The organism is Halospeciosus flavus (assembly GCF_029814175.1).
Taxonomy (GTDB): Archaea; Halobacteriota; Halobacteria; order Halobacteriales; family Halobacteriaceae; genus Halospeciosus; species Halospeciosus flavus.
The window spans coordinates 1,582,189-1,605,747 of record NZ_CP122312.1 but is presented as its reverse complement, the minus strand read 5'-3'; the positions used below and the strand labels follow the sequence as shown (position 1 = coordinate 1,605,747).

26 protein-coding genes are annotated in these 23,559 nt (G+C 66.5%); 14 read left to right on the top strand and 12 right to left on the bottom strand.

What is annotated here, in order from left to right; translation table 11 throughout:
• The 5 genes from P0Y33_RS08340 (at position 1) to P0Y33_RS08320 (ending at position 2,751) form a co-directional block, all read left to right on the top strand.
• Positions 1-831 (top strand): cytochrome b family protein, encoded by an 831-nt coding sequence (locus P0Y33_RS08340; protein ID WP_279526952.1) that lies wholly within the window; start codon positions 1-3, stop codon positions 829-831.
• A 4-nt stretch (positions 832-835) separates the two neighbouring features.
• Entirely contained in the window at positions 836-1,162 is a 327-nt protein-coding gene (locus P0Y33_RS08335; RefSeq protein WP_279526951.1) for a DUF7315 family membrane protein, read from the top strand.
• Positions 1,155-1,415, top strand: coding sequence for a DUF7314 family protein (locus tag P0Y33_RS08330; protein WP_279526950.1), 261 nt, complete (start codon positions 1,155-1,157; stop codon positions 1,413-1,415). The genes P0Y33_RS08335 and P0Y33_RS08330 overlap by 8 nt, the downstream gene beginning before the upstream one ends.
• A gap of 76 nt (positions 1,416-1,491) precedes the next feature.
• Positions 1,492-2,253 (top strand): NAD(+)/NADH kinase, encoded by a 762-nt coding sequence (locus P0Y33_RS08325; protein WP_279526949.1) that lies wholly within the window; start codon positions 1,492-1,494, stop codon positions 2,251-2,253.
• 51 nt (positions 2,254-2,304) lie between these two features.
• The gene (locus tag P0Y33_RS08320) at positions 2,305-2,751 is read left to right on the top strand and encodes a DUF7313 family protein (RefSeq protein ID WP_279526948.1); all 447 of its coding nucleotides are present in this window, start codon (positions 2,305-2,307) and stop codon (positions 2,749-2,751) included.
• A 173-nt stretch (positions 2,752-2,924) separates the two neighbouring features.
• Here the strand turns inward: P0Y33_RS08320 and P0Y33_RS08315 are convergent, their stop codons facing one another.
• From P0Y33_RS08315 to P0Y33_RS08305, 3 genes are read right to left on the bottom strand one after another with little or no spacing between them, the layout of a single operon-like run.
• Complete coding sequence (locus P0Y33_RS08315; protein ID WP_382217412.1) at positions 2,925-3,728, bottom strand: ABC transporter ATP-binding protein; 804 nt, start codon at positions 3,726-3,728, stop codon at positions 2,925-2,927.
• Positions 3,716-4,576: an ABC transporter permease gene (locus tag P0Y33_RS08310; RefSeq protein WP_279526947.1), complete on the bottom strand. Its 861-nt coding sequence runs from the start codon at positions 4,574-4,576 to the stop codon at positions 3,716-3,718. The genes P0Y33_RS08315 and P0Y33_RS08310 overlap by 13 nt, the downstream gene beginning before the upstream one ends.
• Positions 4,573-5,613 carry an ABC transporter substrate-binding protein gene (locus P0Y33_RS08305; protein WP_279526946.1) on the bottom strand — a complete coding sequence of 347 codons (1,041 nt, stop codon included), beginning with the start codon at positions 5,611-5,613 and terminating at the stop codon, positions 4,573-4,575. The genes P0Y33_RS08310 and P0Y33_RS08305 overlap by 4 nt, the downstream gene beginning before the upstream one ends.
• Before the next feature lie 149 nt (positions 5,614-5,762).
• On the opposite strand from P0Y33_RS08305, the gene P0Y33_RS08300 reads away from it, so the two are divergent.
• The 4 genes from P0Y33_RS08300 to P0Y33_RS08285 all read left to right on the top strand — a co-directional run bounded on the left by P0Y33_RS08300 (position 5,763) and on the right by P0Y33_RS08285 (position 8,566).
• The gene (locus tag P0Y33_RS08300) at positions 5,763-6,173 is read left to right on the top strand and encodes a DsrE family protein (protein WP_279526945.1); all 411 of its coding nucleotides are present in this window, start codon (positions 5,763-5,765) and stop codon (positions 6,171-6,173) included.
• Positions 6,174-6,365: 192 nt separating this feature from the next.
• Positions 6,366-7,487 carry a pyridoxal phosphate-dependent aminotransferase gene (locus P0Y33_RS08295; RefSeq protein WP_279526944.1) on the top strand — a complete coding sequence of 374 codons (1,122 nt, stop codon included), beginning with the start codon at positions 6,366-6,368 and terminating at the stop codon, positions 7,485-7,487.
• Positions 7,488-7,578: 91 nt separating this feature from the next.
• A complete protein-coding gene (locus tag P0Y33_RS08290) occupies positions 7,579-7,710 on the top strand; it encodes a hypothetical protein (RefSeq protein WP_279526943.1) in 132 nt (43 codons plus the stop codon).
• Positions 7,711-7,810: 100 nt separating this feature from the next.
• On the top strand, positions 7,811-8,566 hold the full coding sequence (locus tag P0Y33_RS08285) for a competence/damage-inducible protein A (protein ID WP_279526942.1): 756 nt from the start codon (positions 7,811-7,813) through the stop codon (positions 8,564-8,566).
• Between the two features lie 15 nt (positions 8,567-8,581).
• Here the strand turns inward: P0Y33_RS08285 and P0Y33_RS08280 are convergent, their stop codons facing one another.
• From P0Y33_RS08280 to P0Y33_RS08265, 4 genes are all read right to left on the bottom strand, one after another.
• Complete coding sequence (locus P0Y33_RS08280) at positions 8,582-9,763, bottom strand: redox-regulated ATPase YchF (protein WP_279526941.1); 1,182 nt, start codon at positions 9,761-9,763, stop codon at positions 8,582-8,584.
• A 50-nt stretch (positions 9,764-9,813) separates the two neighbouring features.
• Entirely contained in the window at positions 9,814-10,239 is a 426-nt protein-coding gene (locus tag P0Y33_RS08275; protein WP_279526940.1) for a VOC family protein, read from the bottom strand.
• A gap of 77 nt (positions 10,240-10,316) precedes the next feature.
• On the bottom strand, positions 10,317-11,162 hold the full coding sequence (locus tag P0Y33_RS08270; RefSeq protein WP_279526939.1) for a polymer-forming cytoskeletal protein: 846 nt from the start codon (positions 11,160-11,162) through the stop codon (positions 10,317-10,319).
• A gap of 45 nt (positions 11,163-11,207) precedes the next feature.
• Positions 11,208-12,122, bottom strand: coding sequence for a CPBP family intramembrane glutamic endopeptidase (locus tag P0Y33_RS08265; RefSeq protein ID WP_279526938.1), 915 nt, complete (start codon positions 12,120-12,122; stop codon positions 11,208-11,210).
• Positions 12,123-12,213: 91 nt separating this feature from the next.
• Here P0Y33_RS08265 and P0Y33_RS08260 point away from each other — a divergent pair, with 91 nt between their 5' ends.
• The gene (locus tag P0Y33_RS08260) at positions 12,214-12,411 is read left to right on the top strand and encodes a DUF5800 family protein (RefSeq protein ID WP_279526937.1); all 198 of its coding nucleotides are present in this window, start codon (positions 12,214-12,216) and stop codon (positions 12,409-12,411) included.
• 53 nt (positions 12,412-12,464) lie between these two features.
• Here the strand turns inward: P0Y33_RS08260 and P0Y33_RS08255 are convergent, their stop codons facing one another.
• Together P0Y33_RS08255 and pan1 are read right to left on the bottom strand one after the other, a co-directional pair.
• Positions 12,465-12,599, bottom strand: a complete 135-nt coding sequence (locus P0Y33_RS08255) for a hypothetical protein (protein WP_279526936.1) — start codon at positions 12,597-12,599, stop codon at positions 12,465-12,467.
• Positions 12,600-12,702: 103 nt separating this feature from the next.
• The gene (gene pan1, locus P0Y33_RS08250) at positions 12,703-13,917 is read right to left on the bottom strand and encodes a proteasome-activating nucleotidase Pan1 (protein ID WP_279526935.1); all 1,215 of its coding nucleotides are present in this window, start codon (positions 13,915-13,917) and stop codon (positions 12,703-12,705) included.
• A gap of 124 nt (positions 13,918-14,041) precedes the next feature.
• Here pan1 and P0Y33_RS08245 point away from each other — a divergent pair, with 124 nt between their 5' ends.
• From P0Y33_RS08245 to rad50, 3 genes are all read left to right on the top strand, one after another.
• Positions 14,042-14,299, top strand: coding sequence for a MarR family transcriptional regulator (locus P0Y33_RS08245; protein ID WP_279526934.1), 258 nt, complete (start codon positions 14,042-14,044; stop codon positions 14,297-14,299).
• 140 nt (positions 14,300-14,439) lie between these two features.
• Positions 14,440-15,744: a DNA double-strand break repair protein Mre11 gene (mre11, locus tag P0Y33_RS08240; protein ID WP_279526933.1), complete on the top strand. Its 1,305-nt coding sequence runs from the start codon at positions 14,440-14,442 to the stop codon at positions 15,742-15,744.
• Positions 15,741-18,416: a DNA double-strand break repair ATPase Rad50 gene (gene rad50 / locus P0Y33_RS08235; protein WP_279530061.1), complete on the top strand. Its 2,676-nt coding sequence runs from the start codon at positions 15,741-15,743 to the stop codon at positions 18,414-18,416. Before mre11 ends, rad50 begins: the two co-directional genes overlap by 4 nt.
• Here rad50 and P0Y33_RS08230 read toward each other — a convergent pair.
• From P0Y33_RS08230 to P0Y33_RS08220, 3 genes are read right to left on the bottom strand one after another with little or no spacing between them, the layout of a single operon-like run.
• Positions 18,413-18,835, bottom strand: coding sequence for a DUF7346 family protein (locus tag P0Y33_RS08230; RefSeq protein ID WP_279530060.1), 423 nt, complete (start codon positions 18,833-18,835; stop codon positions 18,413-18,415). The two genes, rad50 and P0Y33_RS08230, sit on opposite strands and share 4 nt — an antisense overlap.
• 8 nt (positions 18,836-18,843) lie before the next feature.
• A complete protein-coding gene (locus tag P0Y33_RS08225) occupies positions 18,844-19,140 on the bottom strand; it encodes a DUF7322 domain-containing protein (RefSeq protein ID WP_279530059.1) in 297 nt (98 codons plus the stop codon).
• Between the two features lie 35 nt (positions 19,141-19,175).
• Positions 19,176-19,358: a DUF7331 family protein gene (locus P0Y33_RS08220; protein WP_279530058.1), complete on the bottom strand. Its 183-nt coding sequence runs from the start codon at positions 19,356-19,358 to the stop codon at positions 19,176-19,178.
• Between the two features lie 163 nt (positions 19,359-19,521).
• On the opposite strand from P0Y33_RS08220, the gene P0Y33_RS08215 reads away from it, so the two are divergent.
• The gene (locus P0Y33_RS08215) at positions 19,522-23,556 is read left to right on the top strand and encodes a DNA polymerase domain-containing protein (RefSeq protein ID WP_279530057.1); all 4,035 of its coding nucleotides are present in this window, start codon (positions 19,522-19,524) and stop codon (positions 23,554-23,556) included.
• Positions 23,557-23,559: the final 3 nt, after the last annotated feature.

Below are 23,559 nucleotides of genomic sequence, written 5' to 3'. Positions count from 1 at the left end.
ATGACTGAAGAAGATCTACGAAATCGGGAACCGACGTCGGACCTTCGAACGGACGGTGGTGAAGACGAGACGGAGGACGCCGCGGCCGACGAGGCCGCCGACTCGCCGGCGCCGGGCGGCGTCCCGCCGGACGACGAGACGCCGACGTGGCGCGAACGCAAGGAGCGGACCACGGGCCTCTCCCGACTCACCTACGAGTACTTCGAGCGCTCGCGCTACGAGGACCAGCAACTCCGAGAGGAGTCCGACTACGTCGAGCGGGACGTCCTCGGCTTCCCGTACTGGCCCCACGAGTTCACCCGGAACATGGCCATCGTCTCGTTCTTCGTCGGGATGATCACGTTCCTCGCGGCGACGCTCCCGCCACACATCGGCGCGCCGGCGAACCCGAGTCAGACGCCGGCGATCATCCTGCCGGACTGGTACCTGCTCTGGACGTTCGGCCTGCTCAAACTCGGGCCGCTCAACCCCGAACTCGCCATCCTCGGCGGCGAGAAACTGATGTCCGACCGCGTCTACGGCGTCGTGGTCAACATCATCGTCGTCGGCTTCATCGCCATCGTCCCGTTCCTGAACCGGGGGAACGCACGCCGGCCGGTCGAACAGCCCTTCTGGGCGTCGGTCGGCGTCACCGGCGTCGTGTTCGCGTTCACCATCAGCCTCCTCTCCATCAAGAACCTGATGCCGATCGCACCCCACCTACTGTTCGACCTGACGTTCATCCTGCCGCCCATCGCGGGCTGTATCAGCTACGCGTTGCTGAAGTCGATGCGGCAGGGGTACATGTACGACCTCAACAAGCGCTACTACCGACTGCGCCCGCCGAAGTGAGCCAATGACTACGACAGACACCAACTCGACCGAACCGAACCGCGACCGGGGCCGGAGCCGGGACGTCGTCGTCCCGACCCGCCTCTACAAGACCGTCACGGTGTTCTCGACCCTCCTCGCGATGGTCGGGGTCGTCGGGGGGTTCGCCCTCCTCGACGTCGCGACCCGCCGTGCGAGCGCCCCGGCCTCGGAAGTGAACGTCCCGCTGGCACTCCTCGGACTGGCCGTGATGGGTGGTGGCGGGGCGGTGTACGCGTACGCGACCCGCTTTCGCGCCTCGGGCATGGGCGCCGGCGACGACGAACCGAACGGAGGGCCGGACGATGGCTGACGAGTTCGTCAAGGGGTTCGGTACGCTCTCCGGTGCGGGTCTCGTCTGGCTCGTGCTGGCGGGGTGGTACCGGACGCCGAGTTTCGAGGGCGTGCAGTTGGTCGCCCCCATCCCGAGTTCCCTGACCGCCTTCGACCAACTCGCGGTCGCGTTGATGGGCGTGGCGTTCTGGGTGATGATCCTCGGGACCGCCGCCTTCTGGATCGGGGTCCCGGTCGCCCGCGAGGTGTACGCAGCGGTCACGAACGACTGAGGGCGACACCGAGAGGCCGTCGCACTGCGGCGGCGAGCCACCCACCCTTTTGCCGTCACGGTGTGTCGTACCGACAATGACGAACTTCACACCCCAGGAGGTCGGCGTCGTCGGCGAGGGCCGCGACGAGACCGCCGACCTCGTGATGCAACGCGGTCTCGACGCGACGGCGGGGAGCGTCGCCGACGTCCTCGACGCGGACCCCGACGTCGTGGTCGCCCTCGGCGAGTCCGCACTCTTCGACGTCGTCGCGGCCGGGGCCACGGTTCCGCTCCTCCCGGTCGACGCCGGCCGCGGTGTCGGTGGAATCACCTCCGAGTCGCTGTCCGACGCGCTCGAAGCCATCGAATCCGCGGCGTTCGACGTCGTCGAGTTACCGACGCTCGCCGTCGAGACCGACGGCGAGGAACACCGCGCCCTGACGGACGCGATGCTCGTCACGGCTCGACCGGCCCACATCTCCGAGTTCGGCATCCACGCGCGCGGTCGGGACGGCGAGCGGCGGACGGTCGACACTGTTCGCGCCGACGGCGTCCTCGTCTCGACGCCGGCCGGCGGACCCGAGTACGCGGACGCCGTCGACGCTCCCCGCCTCGGCGCCGGCGTCGACGCAGTGTCCGTCGCACCCGTCGCGCCCTTCCGCATCGACCGGACGGACTGGGTCCTCGGCCTCCCGACGACGTTCACGATCGAGCGCGAGGAGACCGCGGTCACGCTCCTCGTCGACGACGAGGACGTCGGACTGGTCGACACGGACGCCGAAGTCACGGTCGAGCGCGGCGAACCGGTCCCCGTCGTCCAGGTTCCGGCCTCCCGACCGCTCTTCGGCGAGGAGTGAACGGCGACCGAGGGGAAAGTTCTAAGAGTCGAAGCGACCCACATCCATGCCATGATAGACCAATCCGTGGCGATATTCGGACCGCTCGACAGGGTGGTCGGACCGTACGCGGGGTACGTCGTCCTCGCGTTCGCGGTGCTCACGTTCCTCACCCGGAAACTCCAGCACGACCACGTCGTCGAGCAGGCCGCGTCGGCCGACGACGTCGAGCAGGCGTCTCGACACCCGGTCCACTCGGTGGCGCTGGGCGGATTCGTCGTCACGTCGTTCTACTACCTCACACTCCACCACCACTCGGGGATCGTCATGGCCACGCTCGCCGTCGGCGTCTTCCTCACCGACTTCTTCGAGATCGAGGCGCGGAGCGTCGAGATCCGGGAGGGCCACGACCTCGAACGGCCGAAGGCCGCGATGGTGGCCGGCGTGATCGCCCTGCTGTACGCCAGTTACATCACCCTGTTCGTCTTCGTGAAGGACTACTGGAACATGGTCGTCTGATCGGCCGTTCCACCGCGAGAACAGCGGACATAGTGGTGTTCGTGGACGCGTTATCGTCGTCGGAGGTCCCCGTCGAGCGGAACGGACGAGGTGGCGGCCCACGACAGCGGTCGTAGCCGAGAGGCGTTCGACGGCTTCGTGACCCGCGGGGAGTCGCCCTCAGCGGAACTTTCCTACTCGCCGATGAGTTCGCGAATCCGGTTCTCGTACGTCGCGAACGCTTCGTCGGTTCGGTCTCGTGGACGGTCGAGGTCCACGTCGACGACCTCCTTCACTCGGCCCGGCGAGGGTTGGAGGACGACGACACGGTCGGCGAGTTTCACCGCCTCGTCGACGTCGTGCGTGACGAACAGGACCGTCTTGTTCGTCTCGTTCCATATCCGGAGGAGTTCGTCGTGGAGGGCGTCGCGTGTCTGGGCGTCGACGCTCCCGAAGGGTTCGTCCATCAGGAGAATCTCGGGGTCGACCGCGAGCGCCCGGGCGATGCCGACGCGCTGTTTCATGCCGCCGGAGAGTTCCTTCGGGAACTTTTCGGCCTCGTCGGCGAGACCCACGAGGTCGAGCATCTTCATCGCACGCTCCTCGGCTTCGGCCTCGGAGACGTCCTGCTGTTCGAGGCCGAACTTCACGTTCTCGAGTACCGTACGCCACGGGAAGAGGAGGTACTCCTGGAAGACCATCCCGCGGTCCATCCCGGGACCCTCGATGGGGTCACCGTGGATGCGGACCTCGCCCGACGTCGGCTCTTCGAGACCCGCGATGATGCGGAACAGCGTCGTCTTCCCGCAGCCCGAGGGACCGACGATGACGAGGAACTCGCCGTCGTGGGCCTCGAAGGAGACGTCCTCCAGCGCGAGCGTCCCCGAGTCACCCTCGCCGTAGCGTTTCGTGACGCTATCGACGGCGACAGCCGGTTCCTCGGCCTCGGTCTCGGTCTCAGTGCCGTGGTCGTCTGCACCGGAGTTCAACTCCGCCACGCTAACACCTCCGACTGAATCTTCCGGAAGACTCCGTCGCTGACGAGGAACACCGCACTGATGACGAGCATGTAGGCGACGCTCACGTCCAGCGCGAGGTTCTGTGCGGCGACGATGATCTGTTTCCCGACGCCCGGTGCGCCGAACAGTTCGGCGGCGACGACGATCATCCAGCACTGTCCGATACTCGTCCGGATCCCCGTGAATATCTCGGGACTCGCACTGGGCAGGACGACCTTCCGGATCATCGTGAGGTCGTCGTGAATGCCGAGACTCGCCGCGACCTCCCGGAGTTCGGCGGGGACACCCTCGACGCCAGCGTAGGCGTTGTAGAAGTTGATCCAGAACGCCCCGATAGCGACGATGAACGCCGCACCCTGGTGGTTGATGCCGATCCAGATGATGGCGAAGGCGATCCACGCTAGCGGCGGGATGGGCCGCAGGATACGCGTGATGGGCGTGAACGCCGCGTCGAGCGTTTCGCTCCACCCCATCGCGACACCGACGGCGATGCCGAGCACCCCGCCCACGAGGAGCCCCGGAACGTAGTGCATGAGGCTCTCGAGGAGTTTCACGAGGAGTTTCGGCAGCGTCAGGTCGACTGTGGTGAGGGGAATCGTCAGGACGGCCGACGTCGTGAGTTGCCCGACGACGGCGAGCGCGACCTCGACTGGCGAGGGGAGCAGGTAGATGGGGTAGGCGAGCGACGCCACCTGCCAGACGACCAGGAAGGCGAGGGTCCCGGCCGCACCGAGAGCCGCGCGTCGACCCTGGAACCCACCGAAGACGGTGGCGTCGGACTCGCCCTCGCCCGTTCCGAGCGACTCCCCAGTTGTGTCGACACTCATTCTTCGACCACGGAGTCGTAGACGCTGAAGTCGAACACCTGGTCGTTACTTAGCTTCTCGATGCCCTTCAGCCGACTCGTGTACTCGGCGAACACCTTCGTGGGCTCTGCGATCTCGTGGGGGTTCGAGATGAAGTCCGACGCCTTCGACTGCATGGCCTGCTGGGCGATGTCGACCGGGAGCACGTCCGTCCCGATGACCTGAGCCGCGTCCTTCGCGGCGGCGTCGGGGTTGTCGTGCGTGAAGTTCGTCGCGCGGACGTGCTGTTCGACGAACCCCTCGGCGAGGTCCGTCCGGTTCTTCCGGAGGTCGTCGCGCATCAGTGCGACGGCGGCGGGTTGCCCGGGCATGAAGTTGCCGGCCCACGCGATGGACTGGAAGGGCGCGTCCTTCGCCTCGATGATGGTCGGAATCGGTTCCATGATGGAGGTCCCGTCGATCTCGCCGGCGAGGAGCGCCTGCCGGACGGGACCGGCGCCGCCGAGACCTTTGATGTTCACCGCGGTCTGCGGGTCGAGTCCGAGTTCGTTACGTAGCCAGTAGCGCAGGAGGATGTCGGGCGTGCTCCCCGAGGGGAACGTCCCGAAGGTGAACTTCCGCCCCTTCTGTTCTTCGAACTCCTGGAAGGCGTCGGCGCCGTGTTCGGCGTACATGTCGGCGAACTCGTCGCTCGCCAGAATCTTCATCGCGTTCTGGATGTTCGCGGCGGTCACCTTCGAGGAACCGGTCTTGGCGATCGTGATGAGCGCGGGAACGATGCCGAACAGCGCGACGTCGAAACCGCCGCCCGCGTACGCCTGGATGATGCTCGGCCCGTCGGTGAACTCGGTCGCCTTCACCTCGGCGTCGAGTTCGCCGTAGTACCCCTCCTTCTCCATGACGAAGTGCTGCATGTCGGGGTAAATCGGCATGTAGGCGACCGTCAGTTCGTCGGGACTGCCCCCGGCACAGCCCGCGAGACCGGTCAGGCCCGCCGCCCCGGCAGCACCGGTCGTCTTCAGAAACGTACGTCGTGACTGCTCGAACGAGTGCCTCATTGGGCGGAGAGAAGGGTCCCAGGGTTTTCCCGGCGTAGACTTCGGAGAAGGAAGCCCCAACCAATGACGCCGAGTATCGCGGCGAATAGATGGGAGTAGGCCCCGAGACGAGGATATGGCCGATTCAGGGTCTCTCTTCCGGCAGTCCAGTGTCGTACATACCGGCAGTATTCTCCACCCCGACCGTCACGTTCACGTACGCGGCGCGGGTCGACTCGGACGTGCAGACCGTCTTCCACAACTCCGACCCGGCCGAGAACGGACACGTCCTCGCCAACGTCGAGAACCCCCTCGCCGACGATTCCGTGGAGATGGACGACGTCGCGGTCCTCCTCAACGGCGACGCCGCCCCACTACTCACGGTAGAAGGCGACGACGAACTCGCCGAGCGCGTCGCGGACCTCCAAGACGACGGCGTCGACTTCTTCGTCTGTCAGAACTCCTTGCACGCGCGCGATCTGGACGCGAGCGACGTCCGCGAGCGCGTCCGCGTCGTCCCCTCGGGCGTCGGCCTCCTGACCAAACTCCAGGACGAGGGGTACGCCTACATCACGCCGTAGCGGCCGAAGGTTCACGTAGTAGGACGGGACGACTCCACGTCGTGACCTGACGACGGTCCGGCACGGTTCGCGGGAGCGCGGCGACCCGTGTCGGGGTGGTGGTGCCCCTGTTCGCCACACGCCCAGCGGTGGGGCCGAGTCGGCGTCGCCGAAAACCGCAGACTTTTGGCGCTCGCCGTCGCTCCCTCCCACATGACCGACTTCTCGGAACGCGTCGAACGGATCTCGATCAGCGGCATCCGCGAGGTGTTCGAAGCCGCCGACGAGGACGCCATCAACCTCGGACTCGGCCAACCGGACTTCCCGACGCCCCGCCACGCCCGCGAGGCGGCCGTCGAGGCTATCGAGTCCGGGAAAACCGACGCCTACACGTCGAACTACGGGATGGAGGCGCTCACCGACGCCATCCGCGAGAAACACGCCCGCGACAACGACCTCGACCTGGAGGAGGGGAGCGTCATCGCCACCGCCGGCGGGAGCGAGGCGCTCCACCTCGCCATCGAGGCACACGTCGACGACGGCGAAGAGGTGCTCTTCCCCGACCCCGGCTTCGTCTCCTACGAGGCGCTCACCAACCTCGCCGGCGGCGAACCCGTTGGCCTCCCGCTCCGCGAGGACCTCACGCTCGACCCCGCGACGGTCGAGGAGCGCATCACCGAGGACACGGCCGCGTTCGTCGTCAACTCCCCCGCGAACCCGACGGGCGCGGTCCAGTCTGTCGAGGATATGAAGGAGTTCGCCCGCATCGCCGACGAGCACGACGTGCTCTGCATCTCCGACGAGATGTACGAACACATCGTCTTCGAGGGCGAGCACCGCTCCCCCATGGAGTTCGCGGAGACGGACAACGTGGTCGTCGTCAACGGTTGTTCGAAGGCCTACTCGATGACCGGGTGGCGCCTCGGGTGGGTCGCCGGCAGTCCCCGCCGCGTCGAGCGGATGCTCCGCGTCCACCAGTACGTCCAGGCCTGTGCTTCCGCGCCCGCCCAGTACGCCGCCGAGGCGGCGCTCACCGGCCCGCAGGAGCCAGTCGACGAGATGGTCGAGGCGTTCGCCGAGCGCCGCGACGTCCTCCTCGACGGCCTCGAAGACATGGGTCTGGAGGTCCCGACGCCGGAGGGCGCCTTCTACGCGATGCCGAAGGTCCCCGAAGGGTGGGTCGACGAGGTCGTCGACCGCGGCGTCGTCGTCGTTCCCGGCGAAGCGTTCGGCCGCTACGGCGAAGGGTACGCCCGCATCTCCTACGCCACCAGTCTCGACGAGATCGAGGCGGCACTCGACGTGATGCGGGAGGCTACCGAGGCCGTCCGCTAACCTCCTTCTCCTTCTCTCCCTTCTTGTTGGTCGCGTGACGGGAGGCTAGAGATTTACGTATCTGGCCCACAAAGTATATCACGCGTGAGCTATGCCCGTCCCACACTACCCGAGCGACGAACCGGAGGAAGAGAGTCCCCCGGACATCGATAGCATCATCCACCAGATCATCGACGGGACCGGCGAGCGGGACCGGGGCCCGTCGCCGAGTCTCGGGAGCTGACGGGCTTCGTCGTCCCCGCCGCCGTCCTCGTCACAGTGCTGCGTCGCCTCTGCACGACGTACCGCGAGTCTTTTTCACGCCGTCGCGTCACGAGAGGTGTATGGAGGTCGCCATCCTGACCGTCGGCGACGAGTTGCTCTCGGGCGACACCGAGAACACGAACGCGACGTGGCTCGCTCGCCAGGTGACGGCCCGTGGCGCGACCGTCACCCGGATTCTCGTCGTCCCCGACGACCGTGGAGTCATCGCCGACTACGTCCGCCAGTGGGCCGACCGCTTCGACGCCGTCGTCGTCACGGGCGGCCTCGGCGGAACCCACGACGACGTGACGATGGACGCCGTCGCGGACGCCCTCGGGAGAGACCTCGTCGTCGACCCCGACGCGAAGGACGCCGTGATTTGCACCGCCGCCGAGTTCCGCGACGCGAACCCCGAACTCGTCGACGCGTACGACCTCGACTTGGACGTCGACGCGTGGGCGTCCGTCCCGGAGGGTGCACGCGTCCTGGAGAACGAGGCCGGTCTCGCGCCGGGGTGTGCCGTCGACGCGGACGGGGCGACCGTCTACGTCACGCCGGGCATCCCCGCGGAGATGAAGGCCGTCTTCGAGACGGTCGCCGACGAGTTCGGTGGCGACGTCGTCTCGGAGCGGATCTACACCCCGGCCCCGGAGGGCGCCATCACCGACCTCCTCGCGGAACTCCACGACACCTTCGACGTCGCCGTCGGGAGTTATCCCTCCGAGGAGGGACCGAACAGCGTGAAGGTGACCGGGACGGACCTCGACGAAGTGTCGAAGGCCGTCTCGTGGCTCGAAGAACGCCTCGAAACGGTCGAGCCAGAAGACGCCGCCTGATCGCCCGCCCGCCAGCTACTTCGCCGTCGAGACGATCTTCACGACGTCGCCTTCCTCCAGTTCGTAGCTGTCGGCGACCTCGCGGTTCGTCTTCGCGTTCACCGCGTGGAGGTAGCCGTCGCCGATGTCGGAGTGGACGGCGTAGGCGAGGTCCTTCGGCGTCGACCCGCGGGGGAGCAGGTGGGCGTCGGGGAGGACGTTGCCCTGCGCGTCGGTCCAGTGGGTCGCGTCCTGGACGGGATAGGCGGTGACCATGTCGAGCAGGTCGTAGACGGCGTGGTTCAGCGCGCCCTGCACGCCGGTCCCGCCGTACTCGTCCATCGTCTCGCGGAGATCCGAGAGGAGTTGGCGTTGCTGCTCGGGGAGGTCACCGACGACCTCGAACTCCTCGTCGCCGGGGTCGTAGTCGATGGCGCCGGCCTCGGCCCCGCGACGGAGGGCGAGTTCGCCCTGTGCGGTCGCCGGGATTACGGGCTTGTCGAGGTTCAGGAGTTTCTCGACGTTCTCCTCGGGGGCGACGTCGATCTTGTTCGCGACGACGACGATGGGCTTGGTCCGCTGGCGAATCTCGACGGCGAGCGCTTCGCGGTCCTCGTCGGTCCACGCCTGTGGGTTCTCGGGGTAGTCGAGTTCGCGGAGGCTGGCGGCGACGTCGTACTCGGTGGCGCCGAAGCCGGTGAGCATGTCCGCGAGCGCCTCGTCGATGTCGAACCCCGGCGAGCGCGCCTGGCGTTCGATCTTCTCCCAGTTGCGGTCGACGATGCTCGCGAGCCAGAGGTCCATCTCCTCTTCGACGAAGTCGATGTCGTCGAGCGGGTCGCGGCTACCGATCTCGACCGGTTCGCCCTCCGCGTTCGTCCCGCCGGAGGCGTCGACGACGTTGACGATGGCGTCCGCGTTGGTGAGTTCGTCGAGGAACTGGTTGCCGAGGCCCTTCCCCTCGTGGGCGCCGGGGACGAGTCCAGCGACGTCGAGGAGTTCGATGGGGACGTAGCGCTTCCCGTCGCGGCAGTGTTCGTCGCCACACCGCTCGTCGCGTTCCAGGCAGGGGCACTCCGTCCGGACGTGGCTCACGCCGCGGTTCGCGTCGATGGTGGTGAACGGGTAGTTCGCGACGTCCACCTCGGCCATCGTCGCGGCCGTGTAGAAGGTCGACTTGCCGGCGTTGGGCTTGCCGGCAAGCGCGATAGAGAGCATATCCGTACGTACAGGATTCCGGGAAAAGGGGGTTTCGGTCGGAGCGGTCCTCAGGGCTCGATGACCTCGACGAGGTTGTCGTCGGGGTCGCGGACGAAGAAGATGGTCGCGCCGCTCGCGGTCGTCTGCGGCTCGCTCAGCGTCTCGACGTCGTCGGGGAGGTCCGCGTAGAAGGCGTCGGCGTCGTCGACGGAGACGCCGAGGTGCTTCGCACCGGTGTCGTTGACGTCGAGACCCGTCCGGTCCTCGCCCGCCGGGTCGTACTCGACGAGTTCGACGATGGCGCCGTCACCGTCCAGGTGGGCGAACGAACCGGTCGCCCCCTCGACGTCGACGCCGGTCGCGAAGTTCTCGTCGCCGATCTCGAAGCGGCCCGCGACGTCGAAGCCGAAGACGTCCGTGTAGAAGTCGACGGCCGCGTCGAGGTCGGAGACGGTCGTACCGAAGTGGTGTGCGCTCGGGTCGTTGTCGACCATGTCGGAGGGACCGACGGCCGCGTGCAAAAGTCTCCCGACCGCGCTCGACGGCGCCCGCCGCGTTCGCTCTCTCGCACTCACTCCGGTTCGCGTCGGACGTCGCTGGCGAGGCGCATCTCGCCGGTCGCGCGAATCGAACCGTCGACGGTCGCACCCTCCCGGATCTCGACGTTGTCGCCGGAGACGTCGCCGAGGACGAGTGCGCCCTCGTCGACGACGACGTCGCCGCCGCGCGTCGTCACGTCGCCGTGGACCTTCGTCTCGGGGCCGACGTGGACGTCGCCCTGGGCGCGCAGACTGCCGAAGAGGTTGTTGTTCTCGCCGACTTCGATCTCCCGGGCGCGGATGTTGCCGTGGAGGCGACAGTCGTCGCCGATCTCCGCGGGCGTGGAGACGCGCCAGGCGTCGTCGCTGACGTGCGCCGAGCGCGGGATGCGCACGGGCGGGTGCTCCTCCTCGGCGGTGAGTTCGTCGGCGAGTTCCTTCGCCTCCTCCTCCTCGCCGAGTTGCAACAAGTGGGCGAGGTAGGCCATGAAGAAGACGACCGTCGGCATCGGATTGCGGATGACGATCCAGCCGTTGGCCTCGAAGCCTTCCTCGATGTTCACGTCGTCGCCGATGTCGAGGTCGCCGCCGACGACGAGGCGGCCGTCGACTTTCACTCGTTCGCCGAGGTAGGCGTCCTTCCCGACGAGGACGTTGCCGTCGACCTCACACCACATGTCGAGACGGCAGTCGCCCTCCGCCTCGATGTCGCCGCCGAAACGGACGCGCTCGCCGGCGACGACGTTCACGCCGCGGACCCCGAACTCGACGGTACTCTGGCCGCCGACGAGCACGTCGCCGTCGGTGACGAGGTCGTGCTCTTCGACCGTCGTCTCGTCCGGGATGACGAGTGCGTCGAGGGGGTCCGAACCGAACACATCCGCCAACAGGAACCCCTCCGGTATAAACGTCCCGTGTGTCGGTTACCCGGACGGTTCGACGGGGGCCAACCGGTCGGCGTCGGCGAGGAGCCACACCGTGACGACAAGCCACGGGAGCGCGACGAGCACTCCGGTCGCGCCCGGGCCGAGCAGCGGCGAGGGTGACCCGACGACGAGGAACGTCCCGATGGCGCCGATGCCGTTGACCGACCCGTGGCCGACGACGGCGGGCCAGACGCTCCCCGACCGGAGCGTCGCCCACGAGAGGAACGCACCGACGCCGACCGCGAAGACGACCATCGCGAGCATCCCGGTCCACGGCGCGCCGGGATAGCCGACGCCGTAGTTGTACCCCATGTAGATGACCGGCCAGTGCCAGACGCCCCAGACGACGCCCGAGACGAGGACGGCCTCGCGACGGCCGAGCGGGAGGAGTTTCGGTAGGAGGTAGCCGCGCCAGCCGAACTCCTCGCCGAACGTCGCGACGGCGTTGATCACCGGTGCGAGGAGCGTGGCCTGGACGACCTGTACCAGGACGAACGTCGCGGGGGAGAGCGGGGACTGGGGACCGAGGAGTTCGCGAATCGGCGCGAAGGAGAATCGACCCGGGAAGGTGGCGAAGTAGAGGCCGACGCCGAGCAGCGTGAGGACGACCGGTCCGACCCAGGCGGCGAGCCAGACCCGCCAGCGCTCGCGGAGGTGGAGACGGAGCAGGTGGTTCTCGCGCCCTTCGTCCGTCACGAGGCGAGCGACGACGTTCCCGAGCGCCGGTGCCCACATGTAGCCGACGACGAGGAGGACGAGCACTCGCGGGACGGAGACGCCCGGGAGGAGTGACGTCGACTGACCGAGACCGCCAGTCGCGTAGATGTACGCGCCGACGGCCCACGCGACGCCGAACGAGACGGCGAGGAAGACGGCGAGGCGGCGGGTTTCGAGTTCGTCGGGGACCTCCATAGCCGACGCCTCGCTCGGACGGGACTTGGCGGTTGTGGGTCTCGCCCTCTGACGCGGGATTTTTACCGGTTCGTCCCCTATTCCCGTGTATATGACTGCCCTCTCCTTCGAAGAGGACGGCGTCGACGTGGTCTTCGAGGGCACCGAGTTCCGCATGGAACGCGACCTCATCGAAGACGCGACGCAGAAAGAGTACACCGACGTCACGGACCACGAGGTCCTGAAACTCGTCGAACCGAACCCCGCGCTGTCGGGCGAACCGCGCCGTATCGGCGACATCCTGCAGTAGTCGTCCGGCGACGTCGCTTTTAGCCGACTCGGAATCACGTCCCCGAGCGTCCGCTACAGCCCGAAGGCGAAGACGGCGTAGGGGACGAGGAAGAGGAGGACGGTGACGACGGCGAGGAGAATTCCGTAGCTCACGAACGTTCCCGCGGCCACCCGCCAGGAGGGGTGTTCCGTGTCGATTGCTGCCATACCTGCATCCTCGATACGGAGTGACTTAAGTCGTACTACGCGGCGTCGCGAGAACGGGAGGCGAGAGCGAGAGTGAGGAGAGTGAGGGGAGGAGCGAGGTCGCTTACGCGAAGGTTTTCGAGACTTCGCCGGCGTCGGTGTCACTCTGTTCGAGTTTCTTCTCGGCGCGGCGGAAGTCCTCCATCGTGATCTCTTCACGGTCGTCGCGGATGGCGTACATCCCGGCCTCCGTACAGATGGCCTTCACGTCGGCGCCGGAGAGTTCGTCGGTCTCCCGCGCCAGCGTCCCGAGGTCCACGTCGTCGGCGAGGTTCATGCCGCGCGTGTGGATCTCGAAGATCTGTTCGCGACCGACCTCGTCGGGCTTGGGGACCTCGATGAGACGGTCGAAGCGACCGGGCCGGAGGATGGCGCGGTCGAGCATGTCGAAGCGGTTGGTCGCCGCAATGATGCGGATGTCTCCGCGTTCGTCGAAGCCGTCCATCTCGGAGAGGAGTTGCATCATCGTGCGCTGGACCTCGGCGTCGCCGGAGGTCTTCGAGTCCGTCCGCTTCGACGCGATGGCGTCGATCTCGTCGATGAAGACGACCGCTGGCTCGTGGTCGCGGGCGACCTGGAAGAGGTCGCGGACGAGCTTGGCGCCCTCACCGATGAACTTGTGGACCAACTCGGAGCCGGCCATCTTGATGAAGGTCGCGTCGGTCTGGGCGGCGACGGCCTTCGCCATCATCGTCTTCCCCGTCCCCGGCGGCCCGTAGAGGAGCACGCCGCTCGGCGGCTTGATGCCGACCGAGTCGAAGAGTTCGGGGTTCTCCATCGGCATCTCGACGGTCTCGCGCACCTCGCGGAGCTGCTCGTCGAGTCCACCGATGTCCTCGTAGCCGACGTCGGGGTTCTGTTCGACCTGCATCACCTTCGCGCGGACGTCGGCCTCGTCGTCGAGGCGTTTGACCACGGAGAGGGAGTTGTTGACGGCGACGCGGGCACCGGGTTCGAGGTCCTCGTGCATCTCCTCGGTGACCTCGGTGAGTGCCTCCTGGTTGTTCCCGTGCTGTTTGATGATCGCGCCCTCGTCGTTGAGCTCTTGGACCGTCGCGACGAACAGCGGCGACTGCTTGAGCTTCTTGTTCTCGTGGGAGAGGCGCTCCAACTTCTGCTGGTACTTGTTGTTCTCGGCGTTGGCGTCGAGGAGCTCGTCGCGCATCTCCTCGTTTTGCTCCTCGAGGACGTCGAGCCGCTCCTGCAGGGCTTCGATCTTCTCCTGCTTGGAGGCCCCATCGTCGAAGGGCAGCTCGGCGTCGTCCACGCTGTCAGTCATCGAATATTGCTAGGGCGCAAGCTCATAAGAGGTTTCGGGTGAACGAAGCGACGGGACGAATGCCCTGTAGTAATCAAACAGAACCACAAATATTATCTCTCTGTATGCGGTACGACCGAGTAGCATGAGCGCCACGACACTTCAGACCGCGGGCGAGGAAACCCTCGAACGGGTTCGCGACCTGCCGCCGAGCGCGAAACTCGTCGCGAAGGTTCTCGAGTACAACGACACGCTGACCCAGAGCGAACTCGCCGACGAGACGCTGCTGCCGCCGCGGACGGTCCGCTACGCGCTGAACCGCCTCGAAGAAGAGGATCTCGTCGAGTCTCGGTTCTCCTTCTCCGACGCCCGCAAGCGTCTCTACAGCCTCAACATCGAGTAACTACGGCGCCTCCCCGCGGTGGGAAGGGGGAGTGCTACTCGGTCTCTCTCTGTCTCGGTTTCGGTTCGCGCACTCGTGGACTGCAGTCGCGAGAGGTTGCGCCGGAGTTTTATCTGCGAGAGGGCTACTACCCACGACTAATGACTCGGGTCATCCACACGGGGGACACCCACCTGGGCTACCGCCAGTACCACTCCCCCGAGCGCCGGCAGGACTTCCTCGACGCCTTCCGGCGCGTCGTCGACGACGCCATCGAACAGGACGTGGACGCGGTGGTCCACGCGGGCGACCTCTTCCACGACCGCCGTCCCGACCTCGAAGACCTCCTCGGGACGATCTCCGTCCTCCGACCGCTCCGCGGCGCCGACATCCCCTTCCTCGCCATCGTCGGGAACCACGAGGGCACCAGGAACGCCCAGTGGCTCGACCTCTTCGAGACGATGGACCTCGCGACTCGCCTCGACTTCGACGGCGAGCGAATCGGCGACACCACGTTCTACGGTCTCGACTACGTCCCCGAGTCGAAGCGCGACGACGTCGACTACGACTTCGCCGCCCCCGAGACCGAGCACACCGCACTCGTCGGCCACGGACTCTTCACGCCCTTCGCACACGCGAACTGGGACCTCGACGCCGTCCTCGACCAGTCGAACGTGGACTTCGACGCGGTGCTCCTCGGCGACGACCACACGCCCGACACGGCCCAACTCGGCGAGACGTGGGTCACCTACTGTGGGTCGACCGAGCGCGCCAGCGCGAGCGAGCGCGACCCCCGCGGCTACAACCTCGTCACCTTCGGGGACCCCGTCGACATCCGCCGCAAGCGCATCGAGACCCGCGACTTCGTCTTCGTCGACGTCGAACTCGAGGGCGACGAGGGGACCGAGTACGTCCGCGAGCGCGTCCGCGAACGCGACGTCGAGGACGCCGTCGTCGTCGTGACGGTCGACGGCGACGGTGGGCAGGTCACCCCCGCCGACGTCGAACAGTTCGGCGAGGAGCGCGGGGCGCTCGTCACACGCGTCAACGACCGCCGCGAGATCGAGGACGCCGAGGTCGACGTCGACGTATCGTTCGCCGACCCCGACGAGGCGGTCCGCGAGCGCCTGCGCGACCTCGGCCTGAGCCAACCCGCCCGCGACATCGACGAGACGGTCCGCGAGAGCAAGGTCGCCGACTCGAACGTCCGCGAGACGGTCAAACAGCGGGTCGAGTCCATCCTCGACGAGGACGCCGACGAACTCCCCGACACCGGCGACGGCGACGACGAGACCGACGCGCACGACGCCGACGAGACTCGGAGCACCGACGACGCCGACGAGACACCCGACGCGCACGACGCCGACGAGACCGACGCGCACGACGCCGACGAGACTCGGAGCACCGACGACGCCGACGAGACACCCGACGAACCAGCCACGACGACCATGGAGGACTACCTGTGAAGTTCGAACGCGTCCAGTTGAAGAACTACAAGTGCTACGAGGAGACCGACGTCCGCCTCGACCGTGGCGTGACAGTCATCCACGGACTCAACGGGAGCGGGAAGTCCTCGCTGCTCGAAGCCTGCTTCTTCGCGCTCTACGGCGCGAGCGCCCTCGACCGGACGCTCGACGAGGTCGTGACGAAGGGCGCCGACGAGATGGAGGTGGACCTCTGGTTCACCCACGACGGGGGCGACTACCACCTCCACCGGCGCATCCGCGCGACGGGCGACCGCCCGACGACGACCGACTGCACCCTCGAGACCCCCTCGGGGAGTATCGACGGCGTCACCGACGTCGAGTCCCACGTCGCGAGCCTCCTCCGAATGGACGAGGACGCGTTCGTCAACTGCGCGTACGTCCGGCAGGGCGAGGTGAACAAACTCATCAACGCCTCCCCTCGCGAGCGCCAGGACATGATCGACGACCTCCTCCAACTCGGAAAACTGGAGGAGTACCGCGAACGCGCCGGCGACGCCCGGCTCGGCGTCGAGGACGTCCTCCAGGACGTCAGCGGGGGCCTCAAACAACTGAACCGCCAGATCGAGGAACTGGAGGCGAAGGACCTCCACGAGCGGCGCGCCGCCCTCCAGACGAACCTCTCCGAAGTCGAGGAGAAGATCGAAAACTACGAGCAGAACCGCGAGCAGGCCCGGCAGACGAAACAGGAGGCGGAGGCGACCCTCGAAGAGTACGAGGAGAAACGCGACGAGTTGTCGAATCTCCGCGAGCGCATCGACGACCTCCGCGAGAAGATCTCCGAGACGGAGTCCGAACGCGAGGACGTCCGCGAGCAGGCACGGAACCACCGCGAGCGCGCCGCGGAACTCGACGAGCGAGTCGACGACCTCCTCGCCGAGACGGCCCTCGACGAGGCCGACGAGACGGTCGTCGAAGCGAAGCACGAAGAACTCGCCGACGAACTCGAAGCACGCCAGAGCGACCGACAGGACGTCGTCGGCGCCATCGAGCGTCTCACGAGCGAAGCCAACAGTCACGAGGAGCGAGCGAACGACCTCGAAACGCGCGCGAGTGAGAAACGCTCGGAAGCCGCCGACCTCGAAACCGAGGCCGAGGAACTCGCCGCCGACCTCGAAGAGCAGCGCGAGCAGGTCCGCGAACTCGCCGCAGACATCGAAGCGAAAGAGGACGAGTTCGAGAGCGCCGACGTCGCGTTCGGCGAGGCCGAGTCGCTCCTCGCCGACCCGGAGGAGGACCTCGACGACTGCCGCGAGACGGAGACCGAACTCCGCGAGCAACTGGCGACCGCCCGCTCGCGCGTCGAAGAGGGCGAAGACCTCCTCGACCAGGGGAAGTGCCCCGAGTGCGGCCAGGACGTCGAGGGGTCGCCCCACGTCGACTCGCTGGACGAGTACCGCGCCGAGGTCGCCGAGTTAGAGGAGCGACTCGCCGACGTCGAGGAGGAGAAGGCGACGCTCCGCGAGCGCGTCGAACGCGCCGAACACCTCGTCTCCGTGGAGGCGGACGTCCGCGACCTCCGCTCGCAGAAGGAGCGCGTCGAGAGCCTCCTCGACGAACGCGAGGGCCAGGTCGAGGAGAAGCGCGAACGCGCGAGCACGCTCCGCGAGGAGGCCGCGGAACTCGAAGCCGACGCCGAAGACGCCCGCGAGACGGCCGACGCCAAACGCGAGGCGGCGGACGAGAAACGGAGCGAACTCGGCGAACTGAACGCCCAGACCACCGAGTTGAAGTCGCGTCTCGAGACGCTCGACGACCTCTCGGACGCGGTCGACGAGCGCGACGACCACGAGCGCGAAGCCGAACGCCTCGCCGAGAAGGCGGCCGACCTCGCCGACCGCAACGAGGAGCGACGCGAGCACCTGACGGACGCCCGCGAGCGCAAACGCAGCCTCGACGAGTCGTTCGACGAGGAGTCGGTCGAGACGGCGAAACAGGACAAACGGCGGGCCGAGGACTACTTAGAGCAGGTCGAGTCGAAACTGTCCGACCTCGACGAGCGACGTGACGACCTCCTCGGCGACATCAAGACGGTCGAGGCGAACCTCGAACAACTCGAAGCCCTCCGCGAGGAACGCGACGAGGTCGAGGCGCGCGTCGAGCGCCTCCGTGCGCTCCGCGAGGAGACCGCGGACCTGGAGAGTCTCTACGGCGACCTCCGCGCCGAACTCCGCCAACAGAACGTCTCTCGGCTCGAACGCCTGCTGAACGAGACGTTCGACCTCGTCTACCAGAACGACTCCTACGCGCGCATCGAACTCGACGGTCAGTACGAACTCACCGTCTACCAGAAGGACGGCGAGACGCTCGACCCCGAACAACTCTCGGGCGGCGAACGCGCCATCTTCAACCTCAGCCTGCGCTGTGCCATCTACCGACTCCTCGCGGAGGGAATCGAGGGCGCGGCGCCGCTCCCGCCGCTCATCCTCGACGAACCGACGGTGTTCCTCGACTCGGGTCACGTCTCACAACTCGTCGACCTCGTGGAGTCGATGCGCGAACTGGGCGTCGAACAGATCGTGGTCGTCAGCCACGACGACGAACTCGTGGGCGCGGCCGACGACCTGCTCCACGTCGAGAAGGACTCGACGACCAACCGCTCACACGTCGAACGCGGCGTCAGGGAACGAGTCCTCGAAACTGCGGGCGACTAGTCGAGCAGGGCTTCGACGCCCCGTTCTCCCGTCTCGGTGAGGGCGTACCCCTCGCCGGTCGGCGTCTCCGTCTGCTCGACGAGGCCGGCCATCCGGAACTCCGAGACCATCCCGAACAGGTCGCTCTCACAGCAGTCGTAGGCGTCGAGGGCGTACCGGGCGGCGAGCGGGCCGTCGTGGTAGAGTTCGACCAGAAATCCGAGCGCGGTGTCGTCGTGGGCGGCCCGGACGACCGCACGGACTGATTCCGGGACGGCCGTCGCGGCCGCGTCGAGAGGTGCCTCGCCGTCGACGACGTCCAACTCCTCGTTCGGGAGGTGGCGCTCCTCGCCCGTCTCGGGGTCGCGGACGCGCGAACTCTCGTCGGACTCTTTCAGGAGGAGGTAGGTGTTCCCGTCGGCGTCGCGAACCGTGCGCATGGGCGGGTCTAGGCGTTGCGCTCCGATATACGTTTCTTGACCCGGCGGTAGTCGACGAGCGCGTAGACGAGGACGGCGAGTCCGGGCAGACCGAAGAGCGCGGCGACGAGGTAGTCCTGGCGGAAGTAGAGGAACATCGCGCCGAGCGCGGTCCCGAGGATACCGAGGTTGAGGAGGACGACGAGTTTGAAGAACTGCCGTTTCACCCACGGGTCGAGCGTCGCCTCCTCGCCCTCGCCGTCTCCATCGCCGTCGGCGTCCTCGTCGTCGGGGACGGCCGACTGCGGTTTCAGCGGATTGTACACGGCGAAAAGAACCGCACCGAGGGGTGTTAAGGTTGCTATCTCAGGTCGGCGAGTGGCTGGGCGTTCGACGCCTTCAGCCACGCGAGTGGGTTGTCCGAGTCGTAGAGCACGACCCCGTCCTCTGTCTCGTACACCTCCACCTCCGGGAACTCGTCACCCTCCGCTTCCGGGAGGTCGTTCCGGCCCAGTTCGTCGCTCGAGGTCGCGCGGTCGGACACTTTTGACACCTCGACCTGTGCTATGTGTTACCAAGCTATATACCTTTCTATGGGACACATGCTCGCCGTCGGTTCGGTGGGGGCGACGATTTCGGGGTAGAAGGGCGGCACCGGACGCGAGATATGCGCGGGCTTTTAGGTCGGTAGGCGCAACCAACGTGTAATGACGGAAACCACGCTCGCCGACTTCTCCGGCGGCGAGGACGACGATGCGGCCGACGCCGAGCGCCCCGCCGAGGAGGCACGCTACGTGGCCGGTGACGGCGACCCTCTCGTCAACGAGGTGCTGGACGCCGAGCGCGGTGCGCTCCCGGAGGCCGAGGGGACGGTCGACCTGATGGTCACGCAGGTCGACTACACGGTCGAGGGGTCGGGCGACCGCGAGCGCCCGGTCCTCCACGTCTTCGGCCGGACAGCCGACGACACGGCCGAACACGTCCGCGTCCACGGCTTCCGCCCCTACTTCTACGCGCCGACCGACTCCCTGGAACCCGGCGACCTGGAGAAGGACGTCATCACGGGTCACGAGGAAACCGACGAGAACGGCGACCCCTACACGAGTATCCGCGGGGAGGAACTGACCAAGATTTACGGGCGGACGCCCCGCGACGTCGGGAACATCCGCGACGAGTACGACCACTACGAGGCGGACATCCTCTTCCCGAACCGCCTGCTCATCGACAAGGACATCCAGAGCGGTGTCCGCGTCCCCGAGCGCCGCGCCGAAGACGACACCTTCGTCGCCAACCACGGCGAACTCGAAGCCGTCGAGGCCGAGGCGAACCTCCGAGTGAACACCTTCGACATCGAGGTCGACGACCGCCAGGGCTTCCCCGAGGAGGGTGAGGAACCGATCATCTGTCTCTCCAGTCACGACTCCTACCGCGACGAGTACGTCGCGTGGTTGTTCGACGCCCCCGAGGCCGAGGTTCCCGCCCCGCAAGACCTGCTCGACTACGACTTCCTCGAAGACGACGCCGACCCGTCCGTCGAGGTACGGGTCTTCGACGAGGAGGAGGCGATGCTGGAGGCGTTCCTCGACTACCTCGACGAGACGGACCCCGACGTGCTGACGGGGTGGAACTTCGAGGACTTCGACGCCCCCTACTTCATCGACCGCCTCGACCGCCTCGACCCCCGGACCGACCGGAACCTCGACTCCGACCGCCTCTCACGCGTCGACGAGGTGTGGGACAGCGGGTGGGGCGGCCCGAACATCAAGGGGCGGGTCGTCTTCGACCTGCTGTACGCCTACGAGCGCACGCAGTTCTCCGAACTCGACTCCTACCGCCTCGACGCCGTCGCGGAGACGGAACTCGGCGTCGGGAAGGAACGCTACACGGGCGACATCGGCGACCTGTGGGAGCAAGAACCCGAACGCCTGCTGGAGTACAACGTTCGGGACGTGGAACTCTGCGTCGAGATCGACCGCAAGCAGGGCATCATCCCGTTCTGGGAGGAGGTCGCCGAGTTCGTCGGCTGTAAACTCGAAGACGCGACGACGCCCGGCGACGCGGTCGACATGTACATCCTTCACAAGGCGTACGGGCGCTTCGTCCTCCCCTCGAAGGGCCAGCAGGAGGCCGAGGAGTACGAGGGCGGCGCCGTCTTCGAACCCATCACGGGCGTCAAGGAGAACGTGACGGTGCTCGACCTGAAGAGTCTCTACCCGATGTCGATGATGACCATCAACGCGTCGCCGGAGACGAAGGTCGACCCCGACGCCTACGACGGCGAGACCTTCCACGCGCCCAACGGGACGCACTTCCGAACGGAGCCGGACGGCATCATCCGCGAGATTATCGACGAGACCCTCAGTGAGCGAGAAAGTAAAAAATCGCTGAGAAATAAAAACGAGCCGGGAACTCCAGAATACGAGAGGTACGACCGGCAGCAAGCAGCTGTCAAAGTTATTATGAATTCTTTATATGGGGTTCTTGGTTGGGAGCGCTTCCGCCTCTACGACAAGGAGATGGGCGCCGCCGTCACCGCGACCGGTCGGGACGTCATCCAGTTCACCGAGACGGCGGCGAAGGAGATGGACCACGAGGTGGCCTACGGGGACAGTGTCACCGGAGACCGGCCCATCGTCGTCCGCGACCCGAGCGGGCGCGTCCGAATCACGCCTATCGAGGACCTGTTCGAGCGGGCAGCGTCGGGAGCCGAGTCGGAAGTCCTCATCACCGCTGACGGGGACCCCGTCGGCAGCACTGGACTTCCGAAGGATAGGCGGACACTCGACGGGTGGGAGGCACTCTCACTGAACGAGGACGGCGAAACCGAGTGGCAACCCATCGAGCAAGTCATTCGTCACGAGACGGACAAGGACGTCGTCAAACTCCAGCACAAGTTCGGCGAGTCGACCACGACGCGCGACCACTCCTACGTCGTCGAAGAGGACGGCGAGTACGTCGAGACGGCCCCCAAAGAAGTCGACGCTCCCCTCCGTGTTCCCGACCTTCCCGACGTGGATGTGGTCGGGACCATCGACGTGTACGACGTGCTTGACGGCTACGAGCGCGAGTACGAGGACGGACGTGGGACCGGAGGAACGACTACGAAGACGAAGCGTGTCCACGCGAACGAGGAGTACGTCTGGTTCGGTCACGAGCATTACGACGACCTCGATTCGACCGTCAAGGTTCAGCGGTACGTCGATGTCGACAGTGAAGATGGACGGGCACTTGTCCGACTACTCGCCGCGTACGTCCCCGAGGGGGGTGCTTCGACTGTCGAGACGACCGACTCGAGGTTCGGTGCGAGCATCGCTGAATCCCGGCGTGAGTGGCTCGAACAGCTCCAAGACGACTACCACCGGCTGTTCGAGAACGCGACGGCGGGCATCGTCGCGAGCGACGCCCGCGAGGAGCGGACGGTTAACTACGAAACTGACGACGGCGAACGGTCGGTCACCTACGACGATCGGACGCTCAAACTCCAGATGATGAACGAACTCTCGGCGGTCTTCTTCCGGGAGTTCGCCGGGCAGACGTCCCGTGGAAAGCGTATCCCGTCGTTCGTCTACCACCTCCCCGAAGCCGAACAGGACCTCTTCCTCGACGTCCTCGTCGAGGGTGACGGATCCCGAGAGTTCCCTCGCTACTCGGAAGAGTACGCCGAGCGGAACTTCGACTTCGAGACGACGAGCCGGGAACTCGCCGGCGGCCTCTCGACGCTCCTGACTCAACGCGGGAAGAAGCACTCGCTGAAGTACCGCGACAGCAAGGACTCGTACACGATTCGCACCGCCGACTCCTACCGCGGTGGCCGTGACCCAGTCCTCACCGAGGTAGACCACGACGGGTACGTCTACGACCTCAGCGTCGCCGAGAACGAGAACTTCGTCGACGGCGTCGGCGGTATCGTCCTGCACAATACCGACTCCGTGATGCTCGAACTCGGCCCGGGTATCTCCAAGGAGGAGGCCATCGAGACCTCCTTCGACATCGAGGAGTACATCAACGACCGCTACGACGAGTTCGCGCTGGAGGAACTCGACGCCGAAGAGCACTTCTTCGAAATCGAGTTCGAGAAACTCTACCGGCGATTCTTCCAGGCGGGCAAGAAGAAACGCTACGCCGGCCACATCGTCTGGAAGGAGGGCAAGGACGTCGACGACATCGACATCACCGGCTTCGAGTACAAGCGCTCGGATATCGCGCCCATCACGAAGAAGGTCCAGAAACACGTCATCGAGCAGATCGTCACCGGCGCCGAGACCGACGACATCAAGGAGTACGTCCACGACGTCATCGAGGACTACGAGAACGGCGAGGTCTCGCTCGACGACGTGGGCATCCCCGGCGGCATCGGCAAGCGCCTCGACGCCTACGACACCCCGACCGCGCAGGTCCGCGGCGCGCAGTACGCCAACCTCCTGCTCGGGACGAACTTCCGGCGCGGGTCGAAGCCCAAGCGCCTCTACCTGGAGAAAGTCCACCCCGAGTTCTGGCAGCGCGTCGAGTCGGAGCAGGGACTCGACCCGCAGACCGACCCGTTGTACGCCGAGTTCAAACGCGACCCGGACGTCATCTGCTACGAGTACGCCGACCAGATCCCCGAGGAGTTCGACATCGACTGGGACAAGATGCTCGAGAAGACCCTCGAAGGCCCCATCGCGCGCATCATCGAGGCGCTGGGCATGTCGTGGGACGAGGTGAAGTCCGGGCAGACCCAGACGGGTCTGGGGCAGTGGTGACTC

Coding starts and splice junctions, on each gene's coding strand:
- P0Y33_RS08340 (WP_279526952.1), top strand. CDS start 1: ATGACTGAAGAAGATCTACGAAATCGGGAACCGACGTCGGACCTTCGA.
- P0Y33_RS08335 (WP_279526951.1), top strand. CDS start 836: ATGACTACGACAGACACCAACTCGACCGAACCGAACCGCGACCGGGGC.
- P0Y33_RS08330 (WP_279526950.1), top strand. CDS start 1,155: ATGGCTGACGAGTTCGTCAAGGGGTTCGGTACGCTCTCCGGTGCGGGT.
- P0Y33_RS08325 (WP_279526949.1), top strand. CDS start 1,492: ATGACGAACTTCACACCCCAGGAGGTCGGCGTCGTCGGCGAGGGCCGC.
- P0Y33_RS08320 (WP_279526948.1), top strand. CDS start 2,305: ATGATAGACCAATCCGTGGCGATATTCGGACCGCTCGACAGGGTGGTC.
- P0Y33_RS08310 (WP_279526947.1), bottom strand. CDS start 4,576: ATGAGTGTCGACACAACTGGGGAGTCGCTCGGAACGGGCGAGGGCGAG.
- P0Y33_RS08305 (WP_279526946.1), bottom strand. CDS start 5,613: ATGAGGCACTCGTTCGAGCAGTCACGACGTACGTTTCTGAAGACGACC.
- P0Y33_RS08295 (WP_279526944.1), top strand. CDS start 6,366: ATGACCGACTTCTCGGAACGCGTCGAACGGATCTCGATCAGCGGCATC.
- P0Y33_RS08290 (WP_279526943.1), top strand. CDS start 7,579: ATGCCCGTCCCACACTACCCGAGCGACGAACCGGAGGAAGAGAGTCCC.
- P0Y33_RS08285 (WP_279526942.1), top strand. CDS start 7,811: ATGGAGGTCGCCATCCTGACCGTCGGCGACGAGTTGCTCTCGGGCGAC.
- P0Y33_RS08280 (WP_279526941.1), bottom strand. CDS start 9,763: ATGCTCTCTATCGCGCTTGCCGGCAAGCCCAACGCCGGCAAGTCGACC.
- P0Y33_RS08275 (WP_279526940.1), bottom strand. CDS start 10,239: ATGGTCGACAACGACCCGAGCGCACACCACTTCGGTACGACCGTCTCC.
- P0Y33_RS08265 (WP_279526938.1), bottom strand. CDS start 12,122: ATGGAGGTCCCCGACGAACTCGAAACCCGCCGCCTCGCCGTCTTCCTC.
- P0Y33_RS08260 (WP_279526937.1), top strand. CDS start 12,214: ATGACTGCCCTCTCCTTCGAAGAGGACGGCGTCGACGTGGTCTTCGAG.
- P0Y33_RS08255 (WP_279526936.1), bottom strand. CDS start 12,599: ATGGCAGCAATCGACACGGAACACCCCTCCTGGCGGGTGGCCGCGGGA.
- pan1 (WP_279526935.1), bottom strand. CDS start 13,917: ATGACTGACAGCGTGGACGACGCCGAGCTGCCCTTCGACGATGGGGCC.
- P0Y33_RS08245 (WP_279526934.1), top strand. CDS start 14,042: ATGAGCGCCACGACACTTCAGACCGCGGGCGAGGAAACCCTCGAACGG.
- mre11 (WP_279526933.1), top strand. CDS start 14,440: ATGACTCGGGTCATCCACACGGGGGACACCCACCTGGGCTACCGCCAG.
- P0Y33_RS08230 (WP_279530060.1), bottom strand. CDS start 18,835: ATGCGCACGGTTCGCGACGCCGACGGGAACACCTACCTCCTCCTGAAA.
- P0Y33_RS08215 (WP_279530057.1), top strand. CDS start 19,522: ATGACGGAAACCACGCTCGCCGACTTCTCCGGCGGCGAGGACGACGAT.